Here is a 22,786-nt window from a genome sequence, read left to right as displayed (position 1 = left end):
CGGGATAGCCTCCTAAAAGCCCCTGAGTATAGGCCTTTAAAACAAGCTCCTTATATCCTACAGGAATGCTGTTGTAGTCCTTTATTCTTTCAATGTAGCTACTGGGGTTTTCCATAAAGGTCTCCCCTTGGGCCACTGCAGCATTAACTATAATTTTGGCCATTTGATAGCGGTTGATGATATTGTTTAAGTTTGCTTCTGGGTACTCGCCTTCCTCAATATACCCAAGCTCCACTGCCCTTCTGATATAATTCATTGCCCAATGCCCATCCTTGGCTAAGGGTAGTTCTTGATGCAGACTTCCCACCACTGTCTTAATAAACTCCCCTTGGGTTATTTCCCTTTGGGGCTTAAAGGTTCCGTCGGTATAACCATCAATTCCGCCCCTTTCCACCAGGGTTGCTACTGTCTTGGCAAACCAGTGGTTTTCCGAAATGTCACTGAATCTTGAAACGATATCTTGAATATTTACATTGGCTATGCTTCCAAAGGCAAAGCCAACAGTAGATAAAACCAATACAATAGCTAGAATAATCATAGATTTTTTCATAGATTGATACCTCCCTATTTTAATGTTAAATGTTGAATGTTAAATGTTGAGTTGATGTTGAAATTTTACTTTTGAAAATTTCTCAAAATACTTATTATTTTCAATTCCCCACTTTTCACTTTTAACTTTTAACTTTTCATTTTTCACTATTAACTTTTCACTTATAACTACTCCTACGGCCAACACTCTCTACAGGGGAAGGCCCCGCCCCTTGCAGCCTCCCTCCTACTGTCCACCAGCTCCTCCTTGGTTAAAAGGAAAGGACAGCCCTCCTTGTGGTAATAGGTAATTCCATTGGGGTTTACTTGTTGATAATAATGCTGTCCCTTTACCACCCGTGCTCCCCCTAGGGCATAATTGTTATACCTCTGGCCACCTATTCCTATGGGTAACCCTTGAAAGAACACCAGCATCCCCACATCATCTAGGGTCTTATGCCAATCCTCATCGTCAATGACAGGCAAAGTGAAGCTGTAGGTTATTCCAAATTGATGGGCAATTAAATTATGGTTATTGATACTATGATTCACTTCCCTCTTAATAGCCTCTATAATGGTTCTTCTACGGACATTTTCAAACAATTCATCCTGTTGAATGATATCACTGGGGATTTCTGCCTTTAAATCACCCTGAAGACCCTTTAAAATTCTATTATTGGCTATATCATAAATCTCTATATAATCATCTAAAGAAAAGGAATATATATAGCTACCATCACTATAGGAATAGGGCACTTTGGGTTTCCATATTGGTTTTATTTCTTTATAGCCATCAGCTGCTGTATACTCCTGATTGGTTAAAAGATAGATGCCATCATAATCAACAATTACCATGGCTGGTATATAACCAAGGATCTTCTTTTGAGCAATTTCATCTCCTACAACATCCATATTTAAAAACAAGGAGTTAAAGAAGGCCTCCATAGCCCTTTCCTTATTAAGGGTGATTTCTTTATCCCCACCAACGGTTACCAGCTGGGATACTCCATCTTCTACAGCAGTATCGATGATTCGATTCATCTCAAGGCTTTTATATAATCCATTATTAAGGTTGGCAGTTTTAATCCCTAAAAGTATGTTAAAGGGTAGGGTTATTATAACAAACAATATTGCAAAATCAGTAATCTTCATCCTTTATCATACCCCCGTATTTTACGATAATTTTCTCGGTGGATAAAAAAGTAGCATAGAGCATTTCATGGATTCTAGTTGCTATGGTTTTATTCCTATTGGTAACCTTTACTAAAAAATAGTCTCCCTTGGAAAAGGTATATTTCCCATCCGTATTGGGTGGATCTGGGAAGAGGGTTTCCATAATATCCTCAGTATAATTGGCTGTATAGTTGATATTAAAGGTGTCCTTAAAGGTTGATGGAATGGTTGGGTCATCGTAGAGGGGATCATAAACTTTTCTTCTATGCTCCATCTGTATATCGTACAGGTTGTTGGTGGCGGCTAGATTATTGCTAAACTCTAAATACATAGTAGGGGTTATATACCCCAAATTACGAACAGAATCCACCAGCTTAGTGGTTTCTGCCAGCACAAAAATCCTAGTAATATCGTCCTGCCTTTCAAACATGTTGGAGATAGGATAGATGAATAGTAGAAACACCCCTATGATAATTGCTACAATTTTACTTAACGAATCCCCCATCTATTTACCTCCTCTACCGCTGCCTATAGACTACTTTCATAATTATTCCATTGCCATCGATAATATTAGTCACATCGTAATTTCCTGTAGGATTTATTATTGAAAAGTTAAAGTTGTATATATCAACATCGGTATTGATCGATACTCCATCCACTTCTATGGGTTTTTCCAACCCTAGAGTAATTTGACTGATGATTTCTGACCCCATTACAGAGTAATCCTCCTGTAAGGGGCTACCTTCATAGATTGTCCTTCCACTACTATAGCTTTCTTCAATAAAAGAAATGGTTTTTGAAGTACCATTATAAAAAAATAACTGACTCGAAATTGCCACAATAAACATTAGGGCCGTAGATACCCTATAAATAAAATCCGTTAAATTATCAGACATAAATCTATACTCCATTTATCCCTTTATTTCTGATCGAAGGTTATTGCCACGATTCTTCCGTTTTCATCCCGAACAACAGCCCCTTGAAATTTGCCATTGGGGTTTATATATTGATTATCGGTTTCATCTAGTGCATCAGAAATGGAATGGGTTGATTCCGAAACAATAGAACCCTCACCAGATGTTATGTTTACAGTATGGATATACCAGGTTGACTCACTATTGGTGATTACAAGAACTCCTATATATTCATCTTTAAACTTCTTCACTACATTAACCACCTCAGAACCCGAAATGGTTAATCCGTCATAAATGGTGTATTCCGATTCTGATAGTGTGCTATTAATGTCGCTCATCTGCTTTGCAGATAAGTTAATACTCTCCTGACCCTGTCTTAAAATGAAAAAACCTAGGGTTACAATAATGAGGGTTATGGCCACCGAAGCACCGATTAAGATTGCCTTTACTGAATTATCCATCGTTTATCTTCTCCTTTCGTTATAAAGCATTTTTAATTTCACTTGAGTAATTGACTAGCTGACTTATTGAGAATAGCGTAAAGGGTAACAATAAGTATAAGAACAAAACGGCTCCTAAGGGTATAAAGGCAATCAGCTTTCCATATAGACCCTTTTTGTTTACCATTATTTCATTATCCTGCTTCCTCTTCTCCTGATAATATCCCCTCTCTATAACCAGCTCATCAAAGGCCTGGGGTATTGAAATTTTGTCGCTTGCTGATTGAAGGTTTTCAACCAACCTTGTAAAGGGTAGAAAGGGTTCATCAATCTTTAGCTCTTCAAGGGCCTCAAAATCCCCATATTCAAAGTTGTTTAGGCATTTTCTTATAGAAGCCTTAAAAATCTGTGAAAACTCCTCCATCCAAATCAAAATATCTTCAACTGCGATTCTTTCTATGTACATCAGCATCAGAATTATTGTATGGAACTGTAGCACTTCATCCTCCATATTCATTTGCTGTACCTTTCTTCTAAATAGCAATAACCATAGGGGTATTTGATAGAAGGTGATAGCTGTAAATATGCAAATAATCAATTGCCACCACATAAAGTGACTTTGATTATAGACTTTTAGTTTTTCTTGAATCCTTTTGGCTGTGATGGCCAATAGCTGTTTGTCCTCAATACTACTATTATCAGCAAGGACTGCCTCCACCTCCTGATAGGTTGGTTTCTTATTTGCAAACATCCGTATATATTCCTTATCAAATTCCGCCAGTTGAGCTTCTGCCTTCATTTCAACCTGATGACTGGAGCTAGAATGTCCATCAAGGATATTATTACGGGAGATATATTGAGCATTTAAGAAAATCCCCAATGAAGCTACAAATCCAATCAATGCCCAGGTAAGTCGTTTTAAATAAAATAACTCTACCTTTGATTGGCTCCCCGTCACCTTTAAAAGCCTGTCTAGTTTCATAGACTTGCCGTAATTGTTTACTATCAGTCTATCCACAGAATCCCTTATTGGACCAAATCTTAGGAGAAACTCTTCCATTCTATTGATGAGGGGAGTAAATTCTTGACTATTGTTCTGCATCCTATTAATCATCTGATAGGAAATAATGATGACAAAGAATAAGATGATTTCAACTACAAAGCCATAGGCGCCATTGTAGTATACACTAAGCTCAGGTAAATTCATTAAGGCCCATCCTTCTATCAGCTTTAAGAAAAATACTGGTGATATGGCTATAATTGAAAGGCTTTTAAAAAGATAATTAAGCTTTTCCCTTCTAAGGATTTCTAGATTTATCTCCTGCTTTAGATGATTTAAATTTGAAAGAAACATGGATTTCCCATCGATAATCTGATCACCAAACTTTTGAACAAGGTAACAAAGAGCAATAAAGGTCTTAAAAAATTTATTTGGAGCTAAATCATTATATTTATCAATTTCATTTTCTACATCATCGGAGGTCAAAACCTGATACATCTTATTAGCATGAAGGGAGATTTCATAATGACTTCCTTCAATGGTGTCATATATAGCTTCATCAATCATTCCATGACCATGGTAATGATGTCTTACATCTCCAATAAATTTCTCAAACTGGATAAGAAGTCTATTTTCTAGCCTATCCACTAAAATTCTAACAATCTGGTTATGTACTATATATATTGTTAGGATGGAGATGATGAAAAAATAAAGGTTCATCTCCACCAGCATTAGGAATAGAAACATTAAAAAGGATATGCCTAAAGATATATAGGTAAACTTCATGGTTCTTCGATTAATTGTCCAGCCATCAGAAAGCTCAATGTACTCTATGTGCCGTCTAATTCTTTTTATGTAGTTTTTAATCAGGGGAAGCTGATTGAAAAAATAGTAAGATTTATTTAAAAAATCTTGGCGATACCTTACATCAGCCTTTATTTCTTTTGCCTTTTTCTGTCTTTGGTATATCAGAAGAGTGGCAACTAGAACTGCAATTGCTACAAAAAGTGCTATTATTAATAGATAAATTATTGTAATATCACTCATAGCAATTCCCCCAATGCTCATGAATAAAGTTTTTAAAATCTTCCTCTTCCTCTATGGTTAAGTGTCTGATTATTTCATTAAAGGTTTCTTTCCTTAAGGATTGGTGGATTTTATATTCTCCCTTTTCCCATCTAATAATATCTCTGGTTTCAAAGGTTTTACGGTCTGTCATTCTATGAAAAAACTCCTCCATCGTTTCTAAAAAACCTGCCATTTTATCTTCATAGCCTTCCTGGGTTTTATAATTGTTAGGATATTTGCTATGCTGTGATAAGGGTATAACCTCTGTAATCCGTTCAATATATCTGTGGCCTGTTATATCCTTATTCAGATGAATATCAAAATTGATGATCTCTGCCACCTGTTTTTCTGCAACTGCCTCATTGTTAAAGACCCCCGTTTGCAGCAGATTATTTCTTAGGGCTACAACTAAATTTTCACTGGTTTTTGCATGGTGGGTAAATAGAGTAAAAAGAGATGCCACTTGAGCCATTTGTATCATCCAAGATGCCACTGGTGCCGTGGCTACCTCTCCAAGAATATTCACAGTACCGTCGGTTTTCTTCTGGAGGTCTAACCCCTCTTGTCCACTAATTGTACTGGTTTCCCTAAAGGTTACAATGTTTCGAAGGGGATATATCCGCCTAAGGTGTAGCTCAAAGGCCATTTCCTGTATTCTAAGGGTGAAGGTGGGATTAATGTATTTAATAATAGACATCAAAAGGGTTGTTTTTCCCGTCCCCTGGCTTCCGGTAACTGCAGTTACCCTGCAGCCCTTAATTAACCACCTAATAAGACCAATAGGAATATGATTATTTTTATCAATTATTAAATCTTCTGGCTGCTCCTTTTCGATGCTATCAAATTTCCTTACAAAGAAAACCCATGATTCTGAAAAAGGGGGTCTTGCCACCACCACACGGCTTCCATCCTTCATTTCATTAACTTTATATCCATTGCTTTCTGAAAGTTGTCCGGGATTATTATATCGATAAATATTCTTACATACTCTAATAAGCTCCTTTTCCGAACCAAAGCTTAAAAAGGAAAGGTGTATGGTCTTCCCCTTAAAAAATATCCAAACAGAATCATGGGAAAAGGGCAAGCTTGCAATTATATTCAAGCTTTCTCTAAAGTCGATTTCTTCATGAAAGGTAGAAGGGATCCCCGATACTCCTCCCGATACACCATCAATCTTCATATCTCTTATCTCATCAATTACACCATAGCCCTTGTATCGCTGATAGATCCTTTGAACAATGATATTGAGCTTATCCTCAAAGCTTCTTATCCGTTTAACCCTACTAAAATAAATATCCTCTATTTCAGCGGCAGTTATTATATAGCTTATTCCGTCCTCATTCTCCTTAGGCTTATCCAGCTGGTTTTCCACAATAAGCTGCTCCATTCCTCTGTAGCCATGCCTTTGCTTATAGATGTAAAGTAAAATATCGAATTTATCCTGTACAGTTAGTTCCTTAGGTCTGTCAAAGTTTTTCACCTTATTGATGTTACCTTCGTCAATTTTATAAGATTTTAATAGAATATCTTTAATATAATCCTTAATATAGTTTTTAGCATTTACATCCCCATAGGTACAGGATTTCAAAGCCTTCCTCAACTGGTTTCTGTTATGAAATTTTTTATGAAACTCCTCCTTCGATAGATTCATATCATAAAGATTAACCTTTAAGATCTCATCAAAGGTGTTCTTTATATAGGTTGTTAGAACATCTATATGGTATTTATCTTCATCCACCTCATAGCTAACCTTTAGATATTTTTTATTGAACTTAAAGAATTTAAGTAAGCAGAGGATAAATACCAGTAATATCAAGGAAATCAGAATTTTATTTATCATTTAATCACCCAACTTTTTCAAGTGTATATCGACGCCGGTGGCGCTTAGTAACAGCTTAGTTGTATTTCTTAGTTCCTTAATAAAATCATAATTACGATCATCCTTTGGGGCCTCTAGATTCCTTAAGAGAAACTCTACTGCCCTTCCTTCATTACAGGAGTCAGCAAATTCCCTATTATAGGGAACAACCGCTGAATTTTTTAGTTCCTTATATTTACGCTTTAATACCTTAAGGTTGTATCTAGAATCCTTGTCGTAGATTCCTATGAGAAAGAATGCCTTTGATAATGAAATAGGATGTTTATTAAAAAAGTCCTCTATAAGATTGAGATTTTGATTAAGATTCACAATAATTAAGTCTGAAGCCTCTAGGATTGAATTTGACAGACGATTTTCTCCAGCTGCAAGATCAAAAAAGATCAAATCATAATAATCTCTAGCAGAGGTTAAAAAAATGTCTATTACAGCCTCAAGTTCACTATTAAATAGCCCCCTATTGGTTTTGTTGGTTCCAAATAAAACATCCATCCTGTTTTTAAGTATCGTAGTTGCATAATTAGAAAAATTCTCTTTATCTATCTTATTAAACTTAATGAATCTGCTTAAGGCATCGATGCCTATATCCGATAGGTCCCTTCGTTCTGATTGTATATATCGGCCTTCAAATAATGAAGTCTCTAAGGTACTCCTCTCAAAATGATTATGGGTTAATAGTATTTTAAATCTATATTCAAGGGCAGTCATTAAGGCAATGGCAATGGTATTAGTAGTTGTGGCGGTTTGTCCATTTACTGTGCTCCAAAAAGATATTAGCAATTACCTTCCCCCCTCTGCAGTCTTAATGGCTTTTATAACGGTTTTATCATCCGAGCTAAAGAACTCCCTGATGATTTCTTTAAACATTATTTTGTATTCTTTGGGTAATTTTTTAAAACTGATAATATCATTGTACTGACATTCAATTTGAGATTTATAAGCTACTTCATCAAAGTAAAGGTTATATTCTGCCAAAAGGTTAAAGCTATCCTCAAGCTTCAAAAGATTATCTATGTAACGAGTATTGATTTTACTATCAACAATATCTCTATAGATTCTTATAAGGTCAGGTTTATCATTAATTTCAACCATCATATCCTTAACCCTTAAGATGTTGTGTCGTTGAAAATCAGTTACTAGAAGCTTTATGTCACAATCTAAGAACTGATGCATTTTTGATTGATCAAAACCAAAATCCATTAATGTTACATCATATTCTTCATTACTGATTTCTAAGGAAGAACCCTCCCTATTGATATAAATGTCAACATCTCTATAGGTTATAAAGCCCCTATCAACCATGGGAATAGAGTGATAAAGATATTCATCATTACTATCATCATAAATAATCACCCTTTTATCTAAGGCATTTAGTATCCGAGAAAAATAATGGAGGATATCTGTTTTGTATGAACCCCAGAAGCCCAGCTTAATCAAAAAAATCACCCTCCTTCTGGTTATCCTCTGACTCTGACTTTAGTTCATCCTCTTGAATATCTTCAGAAAAATCTTCACTGATTTTATCATTTCTTCTATTGGTTTCATCCTTTATACCCGAATTCACCATCATGATATCTTCAGATTTTAGGAGGGCTAGTCTTTCATCTAGACCATTTCTTAAGTCTCTTGTTAATTGCTGGTGAAGCTCAGCCTTAGCTTCCTCCACGATATTGGGATTACTTGCAATAATATTTAAGACATTGATGTTGGGAGTATAATTGGCTATTGCCTCCTTCTGTAGACCGGGCTCCACATAGGTTACTGTATATAGCTTTGTACCATGGTGTATATAGGCATCAACTATAGCGCTACTGAATTTTAGGATTTCTTCTTCCTTTAACCAAAGCCAGATGGTATTCTTGTCTAAGGCTACATCCCTTATCTTTTTCTTGCTTAAAACGATATAGTTTTCACCATTCGGAAAGGTGATTCTAACATCGATGTACTTATCTTTAGCCATATTACTCTGAAGTAATATCATGTTAAATTCTTCTTCCCTTAAATCATCACTAATATCCTCTACTAAGGTCATAGATTTGTATATTGGTGTATTGATTTGCAAATCAACTTTTGCGATTTTCCCAAGATCCTCCTCAGTAATGAAACGTCCCTGAGGTACGCTTGATAGAATTTCTATTTCCTCAAGTAGCTCTAGCGATAGTCTAGTCCCAGCCTTTATCTCTTCCTTTGGAACATAGGCTATTCGCTTACTTTGATATATTTCCATCTGCAAATCATTAATTTCTGACTCATATTGATTTCTTATCTCGTCTATCTGCTGATCATATAGGTACATCCCCCCTACCACAGCACCAGATAGTAGTAGAATTATAGGAACTATCATCATTATAAGCCTTTTAAGCCTATTTCTTTTCTTACCAAAGGCCATTAGTTATCTTCCTTTCTTCAGTAAATTTACTAATCTTCTTTTACTAGAGCTCCCTTGAATACCCAATATTGAATCAAAGATCTCTTCTATTTCCCTTGAAGGTACAAAGGGGTCTGGATTAAAGGGTAAAGGATAGAGTTTATTCATCATAAAAGACGATAGCTCCTTGATATCCTTTTTCGTCAAGAAGGGTATGAGATATTTCCATTCATGATTAGGATCATATGTTCTAGTATCCTGATAAAACTTTTTGATTTCTCTTATCTTCCAATCGACTGCATGTCCCAATATAATTTGAAGATCACTTCTAATAAACTCGTCAATATCATATAACTCCTCATAGGAACCAAAGTCTAACAATACAAAATCATACCTTCTTCTATAGTGGGAAAAAAACTTTGAAGTCCTTATATTTAGATAGTAATCTACTTTATTAAAGGAAAAATACTCCTCATTCACTATCCTACTGGAGGTGATTTCAGCTATTTCCTTAAAAGCATTGGTACTATTTAATTCAATTACTGCTACTTTAAATTTTCGGGATAGATAACTGGCTAATAAAAGCATTCCATGGGTTGTACCTACCCCTCCCTTTACACCAAGAAATGAAATATTCCTTAATCCATTGTTGATATAATCACTATTGGTACTAAATGAATGGTGGTTAGAGTTGCATTTATAAACTTCTTCTCGAAACTCTTCCATTGTCTGAAATCTTTTACTGGGATCAAGGTTTGTGGATTTTTCGATAACCCTCTGCATCCTATTAGAGATATTAGAATTTTTAAGGGATAAGTCATTGGGATTTAGAATCTTATGAGTCAGCAGGTAATAAATCATAAGTCCCAGGCTATATACATCCGTTCTTTGATCCCAAAAACCCTTCAGCTGTTCAGGGGCAGCAAATTTTGAAGTAGCTGCAATAGGCCCTATAGATTCTTTAATTTCTGAGGATATGCCAAAGTCGATTAAAATGGCTTTATTATCTGCTGTTATAATGACATTGGATGGCTTCATGTCTTTATAAATAATAGCCTTAGGCTTAATATTGTGTAGATATCCTAAAACCTCTGTTAGCTGCAGGATCCATTCTAGTATGTTGACTTCCTTGAAGGGCCCCTCCCTCTTCATTTTTTCTTCAAGGGTGATTCCTTCGATATAGCTTTCAACTATAAAGGTTCCAGATACATCTTGAAAGACATCTGCAATTTGTGGCAAGTAAATATGATTAAGCCTTCTTAGAATATCTTCCTCTGCAGTCAACATGCCCCTTTTTATTTGATTATTGGGAATGTGTTTAATAGCCCATACATTTCCAAGCTTTAAGTTCCGTGCTAAGTAAACCCTACCCATTCCCCCTTTACCCAAGAGACCCTCTATCCTGTATAAATTCATTAATATACTACCAGTTGGCAATAGGCCATCTATCTCACCGTCATCATTAGGGGTTACAGATTCATTGGCAAGCAGTTCTGTTTCTTGGTCCAATTGATGATCATTATATTTTTCTGGCATTCAAAACCCTCCACCTAGAAATATTTGGTTTGCTTTGTCAGTATGGATTTCTGATTTATAAAAAAAATAAGCTATATACTAGGATTCGCTATTATTTTTATTTCCAGCCAATCCTTACAGCTTTTTACAGTGAAACTATGGCAATTATACCAAATTTATGGTATTTTATGCAATAATTTGGAGAAAGTTTTTCCAAAAAACCATTAGACGAAAATCGACAGTTTACAACAAAAAAAGTAGGGATACTATCCCTACTTGATTATGAAATTCTAACTTAAAAATAGCAAAAGCCCGGAGATTATCCGCGCTTTTTAGGTTTAACTATAGGTATTCCTAATATTGCAATATTATAAGGATGTACATCCTTTCTAGTTTTATCTTTTTTATCCTTAATTAACTCATGAATATATACATCCACCTTCTCCATGATATCCTTAACCTCATCATGGGTTAGGTAATATTCATTTAAATGATTGATATACTTTCTGTACTGCAATGGATTTTCAGCAGCTCTATAATAGTCCTCGCTGATTTTTTCAAAAAAGGAAATTGAAGCTTGATTCATTGTTTGAACCATATCATCATCGGCATTTTGTACAAAGCTTTTGTCAATTACCAATGCCTTTGCTGCAGGCAAATAATATTTTTCAATAATTCCAGATTTTACCCTTTCATCAACTAACTCTAGTATCCCAACCTTTAGTAAACTTTTAATGTGGTAATTAACCTTAGCATGGGGTTCACCAAGCTTTTCTGCTATCTGCTTAGCTGATTGAGGTTGATCACTTTCGAAGCATTCAAAAACTTCTACTCTATAGGGATGGGAAATTGCTTTAATTTGCTCCAACTCCCTTAAAACTAGTATATCCTTCATATATATTCCCCTTTATCATTAAATTGTGGAATGCATCTTATGCCATTTCCATACTATATAAAGTTACAATTATATATAATTATAATATTTTTTGTAAAAGTTGTCAAAAGAAATTATTAAAAAATTGTAACACTTCTCATTATTTTATAAAAACATCGACAGTCGAAATTTCTCTGATAGGTCTGCCAAAACTCTAACTCCTGCAATGCTATTTCCTTTATTGTCAAGGGATGGCCCCACAACTCCAATGCCCATTTTCCCTGGTACAACTGCCATAATGCCTCCCCCAACACCGCTTTTTGCTGGTATACCAACATTTATGGCAAACTCACCAGATGCGTTATACATACCACAGGTCACCATAAAGGTTTTTGCGATCTTTACATATTCTTCTTTTATTAACCTTTCTCCGGTTTCAGGTAAAATTCCATTATTGGCGATAAATCCTCCTATCCTAGCGATATCTCTACAGGTTACTTCAATGGAGCATTGCTTAAAATAGGTATCCAAATGCTCCTCAACATCCCCCTTAAGGACCCCTACATTTCTCATGTAATAGGCCATTGCTCTGTTTAAATCACCGGTACGTTTTTCTGATAGATACACATCTTGATTAATGTTTAATTGTTGATTTCCTGTAATTTTTCTAAAGAAATTAAGGATTCTATGGATGCCCTCATGGGAGCTACCCTTAATCATAGAGGTTACAGCTATTGCCCCTGCGTTTATCATAGGATTAAAGGGCTTTGATGGTTGAATCATTTCAAGCTTCATCATTGAATTAAAGGCATCTCCAGTGGGCTCCATACCTACCCTTGCAAAAACTGCATCCTTACCCTGATCTTCAAGGGCCATCATTAAAGTAACTACCTTTGAAATACTCTGTATCGTAAAGGGATATAAATAATCTCCAGCCATATGTTCTTGATGATCTAAGGTTGATATATAGATGCCTAACGCATTAATATTTGCCTTAGACAGTTCAGGAATATAAATTGGTAGCTTACCATCCTTAATGTATTGTCTATTTCTATCTAATATTTCCATTAATCTTAAATCCATAGCTTCACCTTCCGTCAAATAATTTTCACAAGATTAAAGATATTAGATTCAAGACAAAAAGTCAACTAATTAATGGAAGGCACTGCCTCCAATAAATTCTCTTAATATTGATGTTCTTGGTATATCCACTTCATTTTCTAGGGCAACAAAATAACTTAAGAATTTTAATAATCGCTTAGCTTCCGAAAAATATGGACTAGCCGGATCAACCTGCCTTAAAAGAGGCTCTGCACTTTTTTTCAGAAGGCTGAGTTCATAAAAAAGGGCTGAATTAAACATTACATCTGCATCCTCTTGGAAGGGAAATATGTTCTTTTCTTCTCCCCTTCTTACAGAATCCCAAAGGGAAAGGGTTCTTAAGGCATCATTAGACCGATACTTGTAATCTCTAACAATTCGTCTTATTAATCGAGTATCAGTGGTTGGCACTCTATTATGCTCATCAATATTTAATTGAGTTAGAGCACTTATATAGATTTTAAATTTGAGATCTTTATTAATGGATGCTGTTAGCTCATCATTTAAAGCATGAATACCTTCTAAAATTAAGGGTTGGTCCTTGTCAATTTTCAGCTTTTTTCCATTATACTCCCTTAAGCCGGTATGAAAATTAAATTGAGGTAGCTCAACCTCTTCTCCTTTAAGGAGGGCTATTAAATCTCGATTAAAGGATTGTAAGTCGATGGCATAAAGGGATTCAAAATCATACTCTCCATATTCATCCTTTGGAGTTTTTTCCCTATCCACAAAGTAATCATCAAGGGATATTGAAACTGGCTTCAAGCCATTTACCTTAAGCTGAATCATCAGTCTTTGGGCAAAGGTGGTTTTGCCTGATGATGTGGGACCAGCTATCAGAATGACTCTTTTCTCTAAAACATGATTGGTAATGGTATCAGCAATTTCAGCAATTTTCTTTTCATGGAGGGCTTCAGCAATCCTAATAAATTCCCCTTCTTTTCTAGAAACGATTAAATCATTTAAAGAGGCCACATGATCAATTTCCAGGATTTTGCCCCAATTTTCCGTTTCTCTAAATACTTTAAATATCTTTGGATGCTCCTGAAAGGGTCCAATTTCTCCTCCAAGTTCTATCCTTGGCAATTGTATTACAATCCCAGGATTATAAAACTTTAATTTGAAAGCCTTTAGATAGCCTGTTGATGGTACCATATAACCATAGAAATAGTTTTTCAGCCATCCGCATTGGTACATATTGATATAGGGCTTTTCTCTATATTTAAGAAGCTTAACCTTACCCATTTGTCCATAATCTCTGAATATATCCTTGGCTTCATCTACTGGGATTCTGTTCTTAACAAAGGCTACATCCTCAGCGATTATTTCTTCCATACGCTCTTGAATTCGTGCTACATCATTTTCATCTATAGAACGTTTATAGTGCACTTCGCAGTAGAGACCCTTACTAATGGAATGCTCTACAGAAACATTACATCCCGAGAATAATTCCATACAGGACCTTATAAATACAAAAACTAAGCTTCTTTGATAGATTCTAGAGCCTATGGCTGAGTTTATATCAATAAAGTTTATTTCACTATCCTCTTCTACTTTGTTAAAGAGCTCCTTTAATTGGTTATTCATTAATGCAGCAACAATTAAGCCACTATCCTGTTTTTGAAAATCTTTAGCAATTTCCTCTAACGGAATTCCCTTAGGATATTTATGAATTTCACTATTTATCATTAATTTAACTATATTATTTGAATTTTCCTGATTGTTAATTGCCATCATCCTATTCCCCCTCGATATTAGTGTCCTATACTTAGTATTCTGTTTATCCATATCTATTATAATCATATTCTCCTATTGTTTCTATATCACAATAAAAAGTTCCTGCATTCTATAGGAACTTTTCTTTTCCATACAATACAAGAACTTTAACTTCTAATTAATATAGATTCGTTTTACATCATTGGCCTGCTGGGGGTAGAAATATTGCTTAGGGCCTTTCCAGCTTCATCTTCGTAGATATTTTGAACTGCTAAATCTCCTATGGCTACCATACCAACAATCCTGCCATTTTCAACTACAGGTAATCTTCTAATCTGATTATCCCCCATTAGCCTTGCTGCTTCATGTACGTGCATATCTGGAGAAATAGATATTAGCTCACCAGACATCACTTTACTAACCTTTTCATTTCCTTGGACTCCCTCAACAACGCCTCGAATAACAATATCTCGATCCGTAACAATCCCTATTGGATGCTGTTGCTGATCACATATAGGAATAGAACCAACATTCAAGTCTCTCATTTTTTTTGCTACATCAGTTATGCTAGAATTTAAATCAGCATAGGAAACATGGGTTGACATAACATCTCTAACCTTCATTCTTTCATCCTCCTCATAATTTTTCGTTATTATCATTTGCTATAATAAAGCTTTTTATGAGGGGATTGTAAAAAATCTTCATTTTATGATGTGAGACTGATTTTTGATCCACAATAGGGGCAATGATTAAAGGCCTTATCCACTTCTGAATTACAGTTACTACACTTTAGGGTCTTTTCAATGGCTTCTATAACCTTTATTAGCTCCTTTAAGGTTACAGGTGTTTGAATAATCCCATCTACATCAGTTACGATGGCATTAGCAGTAAGCTGATTACAGGAGGACAAAAAACAATCAGTTGAAGGTTTTATTTTTTTAATTTTCATAATAAATTTATCGCCGGTTGTGTCCTTCATTATGTAATTTACAATGGCTATATGGGGGTCATAGGTCTTAATTAAATCTAAAGCACTATATTCATCCGTTAGCTTAACATCATAGCCTAGTTTTGTAAGGGAATCTAACATAATAATTCCTTCAAATTTAGAATCATTCACTACTAAGACCCGCTTTTTCATGTTACCCCACCTTTATAATTAGTATAGGGAGTTTTTCGACTTAAATAGGATTAAATCCTTCTTTCTTGTCTAAAAATGCTAAAATAATCCTATAAGCATAACAAAACCCTGGACTTTATCCAGGGCTCTATCTTCTTTAGTTTAAAAGTCGTAATTTGTTAAAGGGATATAAACGTACAAAGGCTTTTCCTAAGATTTCATCAACATCCACTAGCCCTATTGATTCATCTCTACTATCCATACTATTTACTCTATTGTCACCCATTGCAAATATCTTACCTTCAGGTATCACTATGGTTTCACCTTCAACAGATTTTCCATCGGTGTAGAGACCATGAATTAAATAAGGCTCATCCAATAGGCTACCATTTAAGTAGACTAGACCATCTTCAATTAGTAGTTCGTCTCCAGGTACAGCAATTATCCTTTTAATTAAAAGTCTATCCTGCCCGAAGCCGGATTTTATATTTGATTGAAACACCACTATATCCCCATTTTTAGGTTCTCCCCGTTTATAGAGTAGGCGATTAATAATCAACAAATCATATTCCTGAAGAGTTGGACTCATAGACTGTTGTCTAACGATAGTAGGCTTAATAAAAGCAGTTATAATTAATGCAACAACCACAGACAAGGCAATTGTCTTTACCCACTCCATTATTTCTTTCTTCACTAATAATCCCCCTGTCTTTCCTGATTAAGAATTCTTTTTATATTGTATCACTGCTTAGTAATGAAATCAACAAAATAACTAATAAGTGGCTTACAGGGGGTAAGTTTTTAGATTTCAATAATAAACTCATTTACAACCTCAATTAGATTATCGGCAGTAATATTTTCCTTTGTATCATCCCATACTGCCTCCTCGTCCATCACAAGAATCAATTGAGGAACCTCATGATTCACGTCTAACAATTCTTCTATGGCATCAGAAGCTTCGACATCCTCCCTAACAAAAATCACAGAAAAAAGTATATCCTCCTCTGTATCCTCAGCAAAATCTAAATACTCCTGATAAGCATCTTCACTCTCCTGTATAGAGTCATCATGTTTAAAAATAAAAACGGGTTTTTTGTTTGATCTCTTAATGAGTTTTTCCAATTCTCCCAAATCAGATATTTTTTTAATCCTTTTTGCCATTTACAGCCCTCCTAACCAACATGTTTTATTTATTGTATATTACCCTTTAAACGATATTATAACTGATTGCCTAAAATAATATGTAATTAATATTTATGAATATGTCTATTACCATTTAATCTACCCACTTTTTAATACCTTACACATCAAACTAAATATTTACATCTGTCTCCAGTTGAATTCTTTTTATTATTTATGTTATTCTTATAATATACATAAAAAGCGATTTTTAGTGCATCAGAAAGGATGAATTGAATGGAAAAACTTAGGGATTGGTTACATGATACAACAGATATTTTACTAGCACTAATTATAGTAGTTGTTATGTCTGGTGTTGTATTTCTTAATTTAGGTGATTGGTTTGAGGTGGGACCTACAGTCACTGCTGCTGAATACCCACAGACGGTAACGACTAATCCCAACGATGACGCCTCTAATCCAGAGGAAGATCCAATTATCGGTGATGCAGTAGAGATCGTTGAGGAAACTCCAGAGGCTGAAGGAGAAACTGATGAAGAGGCTGCTGATGCTAATCAACCTGAAGAAGAACAGCAACAAGAAGAATCTACTCCCCCAGTTACTGTGGTTGAGGTAAAAAGGATTACCATTCCCGATGGAACCTTTGGGGCAGGTATCGCAAATATTCTGAAAGAAAACGGTTTAATAGAAAATCCCACAGAATTCGTTAGAACTGCTGAAAATATGAATCTGGCTACCCGATTAAACTCAGGAACCTTTGATATACCAACGGATTCTTCTTTAGAAGAAATTGTTCGTATCATCGCAAGGGTGTCGAATTAACTTGATATTATAAAAAACCAGTATTCTAGGTAAGCTTATACTTAGAATAGCTGGTTTTTTTATGTTCTCAATAGTAGCATATCATAACTATACTGCCATCTCATTTGCATCTATAGCCTCATCCATAGACAGAACAAAATAATCTGCCTTCTCCTTTATCTCATCTACATAGTCTTCAGAATGTTTATCATACACAGCAACAACCCTCATACCAGCTGCTTTAGCAGCTTCCACTCCTGCTACTGTATCCTCAAAGGCTAGTCCATTTTTCCCCTCAACTCCCATAAGCTCTAAAGCTTTTAAGAAGACGTCAGGATGGGGTTTTCCCTTTGCTACTTCACAGGAGGTTACAATAGCCTTAAAATATTCCTCTAAATTGTGCTGTCGAATTACTGCCTGGGCCAATGCCCTACTGCAGCTGGTTGCAATAGCCATTGGTATTTTATTTTCCTTTAGATACTCTAGTAAATCCAACACTCCATCCTTTAGGGGTATTTTATTTTGATAATAATCTAAGGTCATTAGGATCCATTCCTTCTTAATCTCTTCAATGGTCTCAGATAAATGAAAAAGCTCTTTAAAGAGAATGGCGGTTTCTGTAAAACTGTTGCCTTCGGTAAGCTTATTAATATTAGCAGGAACCGCTAACCCTCGCTTACTGAGAAACTCACAATCCACCTCATACCAAATTCCCATAGAATCAACTAAAGTTCCATCCAAGTCAAAAACCACTCCATCAATATGATCAAACATACTCTGCCCCCTTTATTGTAAACCTTCATACATTTTATTTATATTGTTCTTCATCGTCATGTGGCCTAATTCCATCTTTACTTTCCTTCGTAAATCTATTCAACTTTATTAGGTTCATTCTCCACAAATAGATTACATAAGGTATAAAAATAAACATTAGTAATGGGATTTGGGCCATTAGAATAAAATTGAATAGGCCATGTAATATTATGGGTACAATCAGTGATCTTCTAAAATAGGTCTTTCTTAATCCTTCATCCTCGGTATACTTAGCCAAGGATAAATAATATCCCATAGTCACTGCAAATAGCACATGGGCTGGCACAGATAAGATTCCCCTCATGATGCCCACATAATAGTTACCTGAAAACCTAAAAACCACATACATAATGTTTTCCACTGTGGCAAAGCCTAAGGCAGAAAATATACAATAAACAATCCCATCAAGCTTTTCATTAAAGTACTTGCTATTATAAGCACCCTTTATAACCACCAGCCGTTTAAAATACTCTTCAGTGAAGCCTGCAACTACAAAGGCTGTGTAGGCTGCTCCAAGAATTCCACCAAAAATATTAATTCTTATCAGTAATCTTTCAATAAATATTACTGGAACAACAATTAATGTACCATAAATAAAAATTTTAATCAATAATGCTAAGGGCTCACGATCATATCGATCTGTTAAATAAATGGCTGCTGCAATTGCAATGCTTGGTATGATGGCTATAACAAATAATCTTGTAAGCATAAATTTCTCCCTTCAGATGTTATTTAATATTAGTATTAGGCATTATTTTTCGTCTATCCAATTGTTAGAATTCCTTATATTAGTAAAAAAACAAACTAAAAAGGATGTGTTGTAAATAACACATCCTCATTAAACAAGGGTTTCTATGTTATAAAAATTCAAGTTTTTATTATCAAATTTTGATTTTATTGCTTAGTCTCCAGGGATTCAGCCCTCCTATGGGCCTTTTTTATTAATGCCGCCTTATTAACGATATGTCGTTCTTGATAACCAGTGGCTATTTCTCCCAGTTCATCAAAGCATACCATATCGAAACGTAGAAAATTGCCTTTAATTTCAATAAGCTTTGCTTTTATAGTAACTGTCATGCCCTGTAGAGTTGGCTTATCATGGGTTACCTCTAGCTTCTTAACAACTGTAATAAATCCATCGGGAATATTATCACCAACTAATTCTACCGCCGCTTCAATCATAAGACCTACTAAGGCAGGTGTTGAAAAAAGTGTTTCTATTCCACTCCTTCCAAAGGATACGGTTGTATCCTCATAGTTCACCTTTTTTTGAATAGTATAAATCATTCCTTCTTGCAATTTAATATCTACCATGATAAAACCTCCTTATATCTATTGTATTTATGGTTATTTATACCATAATATTAATAAATATATCATTTGAATACAAAATTAGCTGTAAAATTTTTAGATGAATCGGTGTATTTTTTAATAATCTCTGCACTCCAATGGGTAATATCAACTGTCATCAACGTTAGTCATGATAGGATTACCCCAAATGAATGGGGCAGTATCTCTACAATGTATTGTGTGACTTCTTGTCACCCCTGGCTGCCTCGATCTTTACGGAGTATTCTAATCATTAATTAAGAACTCTTTGGTTATAAATAAACCATCTTCAATATCTCCATCAGAACGAGTATACATTTTCATTGTAGTATTGTCTTTTAATAAGAGAACAATAACATACACCTGATTTTCTTCAATTTCCATTGGATAAGAATAAGCATGTACTTCTTTACCTGTTAATTTTGAATTCTTAAAGTCTTCATATGCATCCTCTAGTCGCCAAAATTCATAAGCTGTTATTACATTTGAATTAGTATATTCATCTTTCCCAAAACATTCAGCTTTGTATTCTTTACCTGCAACTTCCATCTGTTCCACCTTAATTGGTTCATCTAGTAACGCATTTAGTAATTCACTTGGCAAATCAACCAAAGTGATTCTACCGCCATAAAGTTCTCTTAATTGTTTCCCCATTGAGTCAAAAGTATGGCTCTCCATTGTAATTTCTTCCATACTTATATGAGCTGCACCATAGATTCCCATGATATTTTCATCCTTCAATTTATTAAACTCTCGGATGAAATTTTCTACCAACATTTTTTCTCTGTAAGAATCATCTCTAGTTGCTATGAAATGTTTCTCTTGCTTAATGGCTTCTTCATTTAGTTGGTACATTTCTGTATCTACGAGATCGTTATCTTCTAAATAATTACGATAGGTTACACCATGAGAAGTATAGCCCTTCCCTATATCTGTGCCATGAAATATAGTTTCTGGACACTCTTTTTTAATAATCCTGTAGAAATTCTTAATTGCTTCAGGATTGAAGTCAGTTGTTATAACTTCATTTAAAATGTCATCATTATCCTCAGACATCCATATATTAAGTAATTGTGCTTTAGGATATGAAGCCTCTATAAATAAATGTCTCATACCATCTTCATTGTAATATTGCTTCCATAGTTCTATTTCTTTCTTATGAATTATTTCTTTTCCATGTATCTCTCCATAGAGATACATCATCCCAGTATTATTTATTAAATTATTTTCATTGGTGTTTACTTGTTCTTTATTCCCACAAGCTACTAACATCATCAGTGACAAGCATATAAGCAATATTAAACTTTTATTCATCATATATTCCTCCTTCAACCTCATACTTATTATTATTCATGTAAATGCAAAATTCTTCTTTTTAAATCATATCCGATGTCATACTAATAATATTAGAATATCTTATTAAGTTTCACTAAACATCAGTCTTTTCCTTCATTTTTCATTCGAGGATTTTCGACAGTATCTGTATTAGAGATTATATATCCTAGTTAATAACAGACCTCCATTAAAGACAAATACTAAATCTTTTAATACTATTAGTCACTATGGTTATAGGCATTTATAAGCTCTTTCTGCTAAAAGGATAGGACACTACTGGTTATAAAAGGAAAGTCAAATTCATATTCCCATAAATTTATTTAACTTCTATAAAATGGTAGCATTTTTGTTAATTAGTTGGAATTTTAATAAAAATGCAAATTGAAGCTATAAAAGCACTTCTTTTTCATTGGCTTCCAAATAACGGCGGTTGTTATAATTATATATTTTATTGCAATGCACTTTTAAAATAAAGAAGATAATCTACATTTATGGTATAATTACTATAAAATTACAATTTTAGTTAAACTCTATGTATTAAAGATCTATTAGACGAGAAAAACAGCTAATGCACCGTAAGCAGTAAGACATGGGATACTTTGACGTTAAACTAAAATATTTATGGGATGGATAAAAATGAAGCTAAGATTAAAAAGGTTAACAATAATATTATTAGTTATATCGATAATTAGTGTTACAGCTTGTACAAGAGAAGAATTAAAGGATGTAAATGAAGTTTTCAATGATTTTGAAGTTAATTATTTAATCATTAATCATGAACTTGCAAATTATTATAAAGGTTATGATGAATCCTTAACAGATAATTCTGAACTGATACAACTTATAGAAAATGAAAATATTAGCTACTATGATAATTTAAGAAAATCTCTAGAATATCTTAATAAATATAAAACATCAGAACTGGAGGAAGTAGATAGAGTTACCATGGAAACAATGAAATGGTATCTACAGATTGAAATAGAAGGAGAGAAATATAGAAATTATAACTTTTCAACAAATGACTGGACTGGAACGGGTATTGATTTAGGCTCATATTTACTTAATAATTATAAAATAGAAAACAAAGCTGATGCAGAAGGCTACCTAGAATTTTTATCTAAGCTAAATAATCACTTTGATAGAATTATTGAAGATTTACAAGAAGGGGAAAATCAAGGAATTATTCCATCAAGAAAAAGCATAGATGAATTTATTTACGATTCAAGTCTGCTTACAAGGAGAAATATTCAATTTAGTGACTTCTATAAAAAATTTAAAAATAAAGTAGAAAAGCTAAGTGATATAGATGAAAAGGAAAAAGAGGAGCTTATAAAAAGAGCAGAAGAGGAAATAGTGATAACAGTATATCCAGCCTATGAAAGATTAAAGAAATATGCTTTAGAACTAAGAAAAAAATCCTCTGAAACATCGGGTCCTATATGGAAATATAAGAATGGTGATGAATATTATGAGTATTTATTTAAAAAGACCACCAGTACTAATTATACCCCTGAGGAAGTTCATGAAATGGCACTTAAAGAAGTTGAAAGAATTAAAGAAGAAATCATGAAGATATTAATGGAAAACGAAGAGTATAAGGATTTAAGTTTTGAAGAGTTTATTGATTTAGAAGCAGAAACATACAGTGTAGAAGTATAATGCCCCCCAATGTCAA

General features: G+C 34.4%; 24 protein-coding genes. 2 read left to right on the top strand and 22 right to left on the bottom strand.

The window, feature by feature from the left end; genetic code table 11:
* The 18 genes from F8153_RS15320 to F8153_RS15235 form a co-directional block, all read right to left on the bottom strand.
* On the bottom strand, positions 1-550 hold a 550-nt coding region (locus F8153_RS15320; protein WP_192929858.1), incomplete at its 3' end, for an S-layer homology domain-containing protein.
* A 173-nt stretch (positions 551-723) separates the two neighbouring features.
* Positions 724-1,680, bottom strand: coding sequence for a hypothetical protein (locus F8153_RS15315; protein WP_151867229.1), 957 nt, complete (start codon positions 1,678-1,680; stop codon positions 724-726).
* A complete protein-coding gene (locus F8153_RS15310; protein ID WP_151867228.1) occupies positions 1,667-2,206 on the bottom strand; it encodes a hypothetical protein in 540 nt (179 codons plus the stop codon). Before F8153_RS15310 ends, F8153_RS15315 begins: the two co-directional genes overlap by 14 nt.
* A gap of 13 nt (positions 2,207-2,219) precedes the next feature.
* Positions 2,220-2,597 (bottom strand): hypothetical protein, encoded by a 378-nt coding sequence (locus F8153_RS15305; RefSeq protein ID WP_151867227.1) that lies wholly within the window; start codon positions 2,595-2,597, stop codon positions 2,220-2,222.
* Between the two features lie 23 nt (positions 2,598-2,620).
* Complete coding sequence (locus tag F8153_RS15300; protein WP_151867226.1) at positions 2,621-3,076, bottom strand: hypothetical protein; 456 nt, start codon at positions 3,074-3,076, stop codon at positions 2,621-2,623.
* A gap of 19 nt (positions 3,077-3,095) precedes the next feature.
* Positions 3,096-5,102, bottom strand: a complete 2,007-nt coding sequence (locus tag F8153_RS15295) for a hypothetical protein (RefSeq protein ID WP_151867225.1) — start codon at positions 5,100-5,102, stop codon at positions 3,096-3,098.
* Complete coding sequence (locus F8153_RS15290; protein ID WP_192929857.1) at positions 5,095-6,963, bottom strand: Flp pilus assembly complex ATPase component TadA; 1,869 nt, start codon at positions 6,961-6,963, stop codon at positions 5,095-5,097. The genes F8153_RS15295 and F8153_RS15290 overlap by 8 nt, the downstream gene beginning before the upstream one ends.
* Positions 6,964-7,779: a P-loop NTPase family protein gene (locus tag F8153_RS15285; protein WP_151867224.1), complete on the bottom strand. Its 816-nt coding sequence runs from the start codon at positions 7,777-7,779 to the stop codon at positions 6,964-6,966.
* Complete coding sequence (locus F8153_RS15280; protein WP_151867223.1) at positions 7,780-8,436, bottom strand: hypothetical protein; 657 nt, start codon at positions 8,434-8,436, stop codon at positions 7,780-7,782.
* Positions 8,429-9,388 (bottom strand): SAF domain-containing protein, encoded by a 960-nt coding sequence (locus F8153_RS15275; protein WP_151867222.1) that lies wholly within the window; start codon positions 9,386-9,388, stop codon positions 8,429-8,431. Before F8153_RS15275 ends, F8153_RS15280 begins: the two co-directional genes overlap by 8 nt.
* Before the next feature lie 3 nt (positions 9,389-9,391).
* Entirely contained in the window at positions 9,392-10,903 is a 1,512-nt protein-coding gene (locus F8153_RS15270; RefSeq protein WP_151867221.1) for a serine/threonine protein kinase, read from the bottom strand.
* 298 nt (positions 10,904-11,201) lie between these two features.
* Positions 11,202-11,777: an ArsR/SmtB family transcription factor gene (locus tag F8153_RS15265; protein ID WP_151867220.1), complete on the bottom strand. Its 576-nt coding sequence runs from the start codon at positions 11,775-11,777 to the stop codon at positions 11,202-11,204.
* A 144-nt stretch (positions 11,778-11,921) separates the two neighbouring features.
* A complete protein-coding gene (gene glsA, locus F8153_RS15260) occupies positions 11,922-12,839 on the bottom strand; it encodes a glutaminase A (RefSeq protein ID WP_151867219.1) in 918 nt (305 codons plus the stop codon).
* A gap of 69 nt (positions 12,840-12,908) precedes the next feature.
* A complete protein-coding gene (locus F8153_RS15255) occupies positions 12,909-14,594 on the bottom strand; it encodes a nucleoside kinase (protein ID WP_243137008.1) in 1,686 nt (561 codons plus the stop codon).
* Positions 14,595-14,767: 173 nt separating this feature from the next.
* Positions 14,768-15,196: a CBS domain-containing protein gene (locus F8153_RS15250; RefSeq protein ID WP_151867218.1), complete on the bottom strand. Its 429-nt coding sequence runs from the start codon at positions 15,194-15,196 to the stop codon at positions 14,768-14,770.
* Positions 15,197-15,279: 83 nt separating this feature from the next.
* Positions 15,280-15,714, bottom strand: coding sequence for a response regulator (locus F8153_RS15245; RefSeq protein WP_151867217.1), 435 nt, complete (start codon positions 15,712-15,714; stop codon positions 15,280-15,282).
* A 136-nt stretch (positions 15,715-15,850) separates the two neighbouring features.
* A complete protein-coding gene (gene lepB / locus F8153_RS15240; protein WP_151867230.1) occupies positions 15,851-16,372 on the bottom strand; it encodes a signal peptidase I in 522 nt (173 codons plus the stop codon).
* A 122-nt stretch (positions 16,373-16,494) separates the two neighbouring features.
* On the bottom strand, positions 16,495-16,854 hold the full coding sequence (locus tag F8153_RS15235; RefSeq protein WP_151867216.1) for a monothiol bacilliredoxin BrxC family protein: 360 nt from the start codon (positions 16,852-16,854) through the stop codon (positions 16,495-16,497).
* A gap of 255 nt (positions 16,855-17,109) precedes the next feature.
* On the opposite strand from F8153_RS15235, the gene F8153_RS15230 reads away from it, so the two are divergent.
* On the top strand, positions 17,110-17,655 hold the full coding sequence (locus F8153_RS15230; RefSeq protein ID WP_151867215.1) for an MltG/YceG/YrrL family protein: 546 nt from the start codon (positions 17,110-17,112) through the stop codon (positions 17,653-17,655).
* A gap of 87 nt (positions 17,656-17,742) precedes the next feature.
* On the opposite strand, the gene F8153_RS15225 is transcribed toward F8153_RS15230, so the two are convergent.
* From F8153_RS15225 to F8153_RS15210, 4 genes are all read right to left on the bottom strand, one after another.
* Positions 17,743-18,408, bottom strand: coding sequence for an HAD family hydrolase (locus tag F8153_RS15225; protein WP_151867214.1), 666 nt, complete (start codon positions 18,406-18,408; stop codon positions 17,743-17,745).
* A 34-nt stretch (positions 18,409-18,442) separates the two neighbouring features.
* On the bottom strand, positions 18,443-19,156 hold the full coding sequence (locus F8153_RS15220) for a PrsW family intramembrane metalloprotease (RefSeq protein WP_151867213.1): 714 nt from the start codon (positions 19,154-19,156) through the stop codon (positions 18,443-18,445).
* Positions 19,157-19,341: 185 nt separating this feature from the next.
* Complete coding sequence (locus F8153_RS15215) at positions 19,342-19,761, bottom strand: thioesterase family protein (protein WP_151867212.1); 420 nt, start codon at positions 19,759-19,761, stop codon at positions 19,342-19,344.
* Positions 19,762-20,022: 261 nt separating this feature from the next.
* Positions 20,023-21,090, bottom strand: coding sequence for a hypothetical protein (locus F8153_RS15210; protein ID WP_151867211.1), 1,068 nt, complete (start codon positions 21,088-21,090; stop codon positions 20,023-20,025).
* Between the two features lie 657 nt (positions 21,091-21,747).
* Between F8153_RS15210 and F8153_RS15205 the strand changes: the two genes are divergently transcribed.
* Complete coding sequence (locus tag F8153_RS15205; RefSeq protein ID WP_192929856.1) at positions 21,748-22,770, top strand: DUF885 family protein; 1,023 nt, start codon at positions 21,748-21,750, stop codon at positions 22,768-22,770.
* Positions 22,771-22,786: the final 16 nt, after the last annotated feature.

This window comes from Alkaliphilus serpentinus, assembly GCF_009017255.1.
GTDB lineage: Bacteria > Bacillota > Clostridia > Peptostreptococcales > Natronincolaceae > Alkaliphilus_D > Alkaliphilus_D serpentinus.
The sequence above is the reverse complement of the archived record's forward strand: the minus strand, read 5'-3'. Positions and strand labels throughout refer to the sequence as shown.

Bases quoted from the DNA above. Each gene is read 5' to 3' on its own strand.
- F8153_RS15250 (WP_151867218.1), bottom strand. From the start codon at position 15,196: ATGAAGGTTAGAGATGTTATGTCAACCCATGTTTCCTATGCTGATTTA.
- F8153_RS15235 (WP_151867216.1), bottom strand. From the start codon at position 16,854: ATGGCAAAAAGGATTAAAAAAATATCTGATTTGGGAGAATTGGAAAAA.
- F8153_RS15215 (WP_151867212.1), bottom strand. From the start codon at position 19,761: ATGGTAGATATTAAATTGCAAGAAGGAATGATTTATACTATTCAAAAA.
- F8153_RS15275 (WP_151867222.1), bottom strand. From the start codon at position 9,388: ATGGCCTTTGGTAAGAAAAGAAATAGGCTTAAAAGGCTTATAATGATG.
- F8153_RS15220 (WP_151867213.1), bottom strand. From the start codon at position 19,156: ATGCTTACAAGATTATTTGTTATAGCCATCATACCAAGCATTGCAATT.
- F8153_RS15230 (WP_151867215.1), top strand. From the start codon at position 17,110: ATGGAAAAACTTAGGGATTGGTTACATGATACAACAGATATTTTACTA.
- F8153_RS15210 (WP_151867211.1), bottom strand. From the start codon at position 21,090: ATGAATAAAAGTTTAATATTGCTTATATGCTTGTCACTGATGATGTTA.
- F8153_RS15300 (WP_151867226.1), bottom strand. From the start codon at position 3,076: ATGGATAATTCAGTAAAGGCAATCTTAATCGGTGCTTCGGTGGCCATA.
- F8153_RS15295 (WP_151867225.1), bottom strand. From the start codon at position 5,102: ATGAGTGATATTACAATAATTTATCTATTAATAATAGCACTTTTTGTA.
- F8153_RS15290 (WP_192929857.1), bottom strand. From the start codon at position 6,963: ATGATAAATAAAATTCTGATTTCCTTGATATTACTGGTATTTATCCTC.
- F8153_RS15315 (WP_151867229.1), bottom strand. From the start codon at position 1,680: ATGAAGATTACTGATTTTGCAATATTGTTTGTTATAATAACCCTACCC.
- F8153_RS15245 (WP_151867217.1), bottom strand. From the start codon at position 15,714: ATGAAAAAGCGGGTCTTAGTAGTGAATGATTCTAAATTTGAAGGAATT.
- lepB (WP_151867230.1), bottom strand. From the start codon at position 16,372: ATGGAGTGGGTAAAGACAATTGCCTTGTCTGTGGTTGTTGCATTAATT.
- F8153_RS15270 (WP_151867221.1), bottom strand. From the start codon at position 10,903: ATGCCAGAAAAATATAATGATCATCAATTGGACCAAGAAACAGAACTG.
- F8153_RS15265 (WP_151867220.1), bottom strand. From the start codon at position 11,777: ATGAAGGATATACTAGTTTTAAGGGAGTTGGAGCAAATTAAAGCAATT.
- F8153_RS15310 (WP_151867228.1), bottom strand. From the start codon at position 2,206: ATGGGGGATTCGTTAAGTAAAATTGTAGCAATTATCATAGGGGTGTTT.
- F8153_RS15205 (WP_192929856.1), top strand. From the start codon at position 21,748: ATGAAGCTAAGATTAAAAAGGTTAACAATAATATTATTAGTTATATCG.
- F8153_RS15225 (WP_151867214.1), bottom strand. From the start codon at position 18,408: ATGTTTGATCATATTGATGGAGTGGTTTTTGACTTGGATGGAACTTTA.
- F8153_RS15255 (WP_243137008.1), bottom strand. From the start codon at position 14,594: ATGATGGCAATTAACAATCAGGAAAATTCAAATAATATAGTTAAATTA.
- F8153_RS15305 (WP_151867227.1), bottom strand. From the start codon at position 2,597: ATGTCTGATAATTTAACGGATTTTATTTATAGGGTATCTACGGCCCTA.
- glsA (WP_151867219.1), bottom strand. From the start codon at position 12,839: ATGGATTTAAGATTAATGGAAATATTAGATAGAAATAGACAATACATT.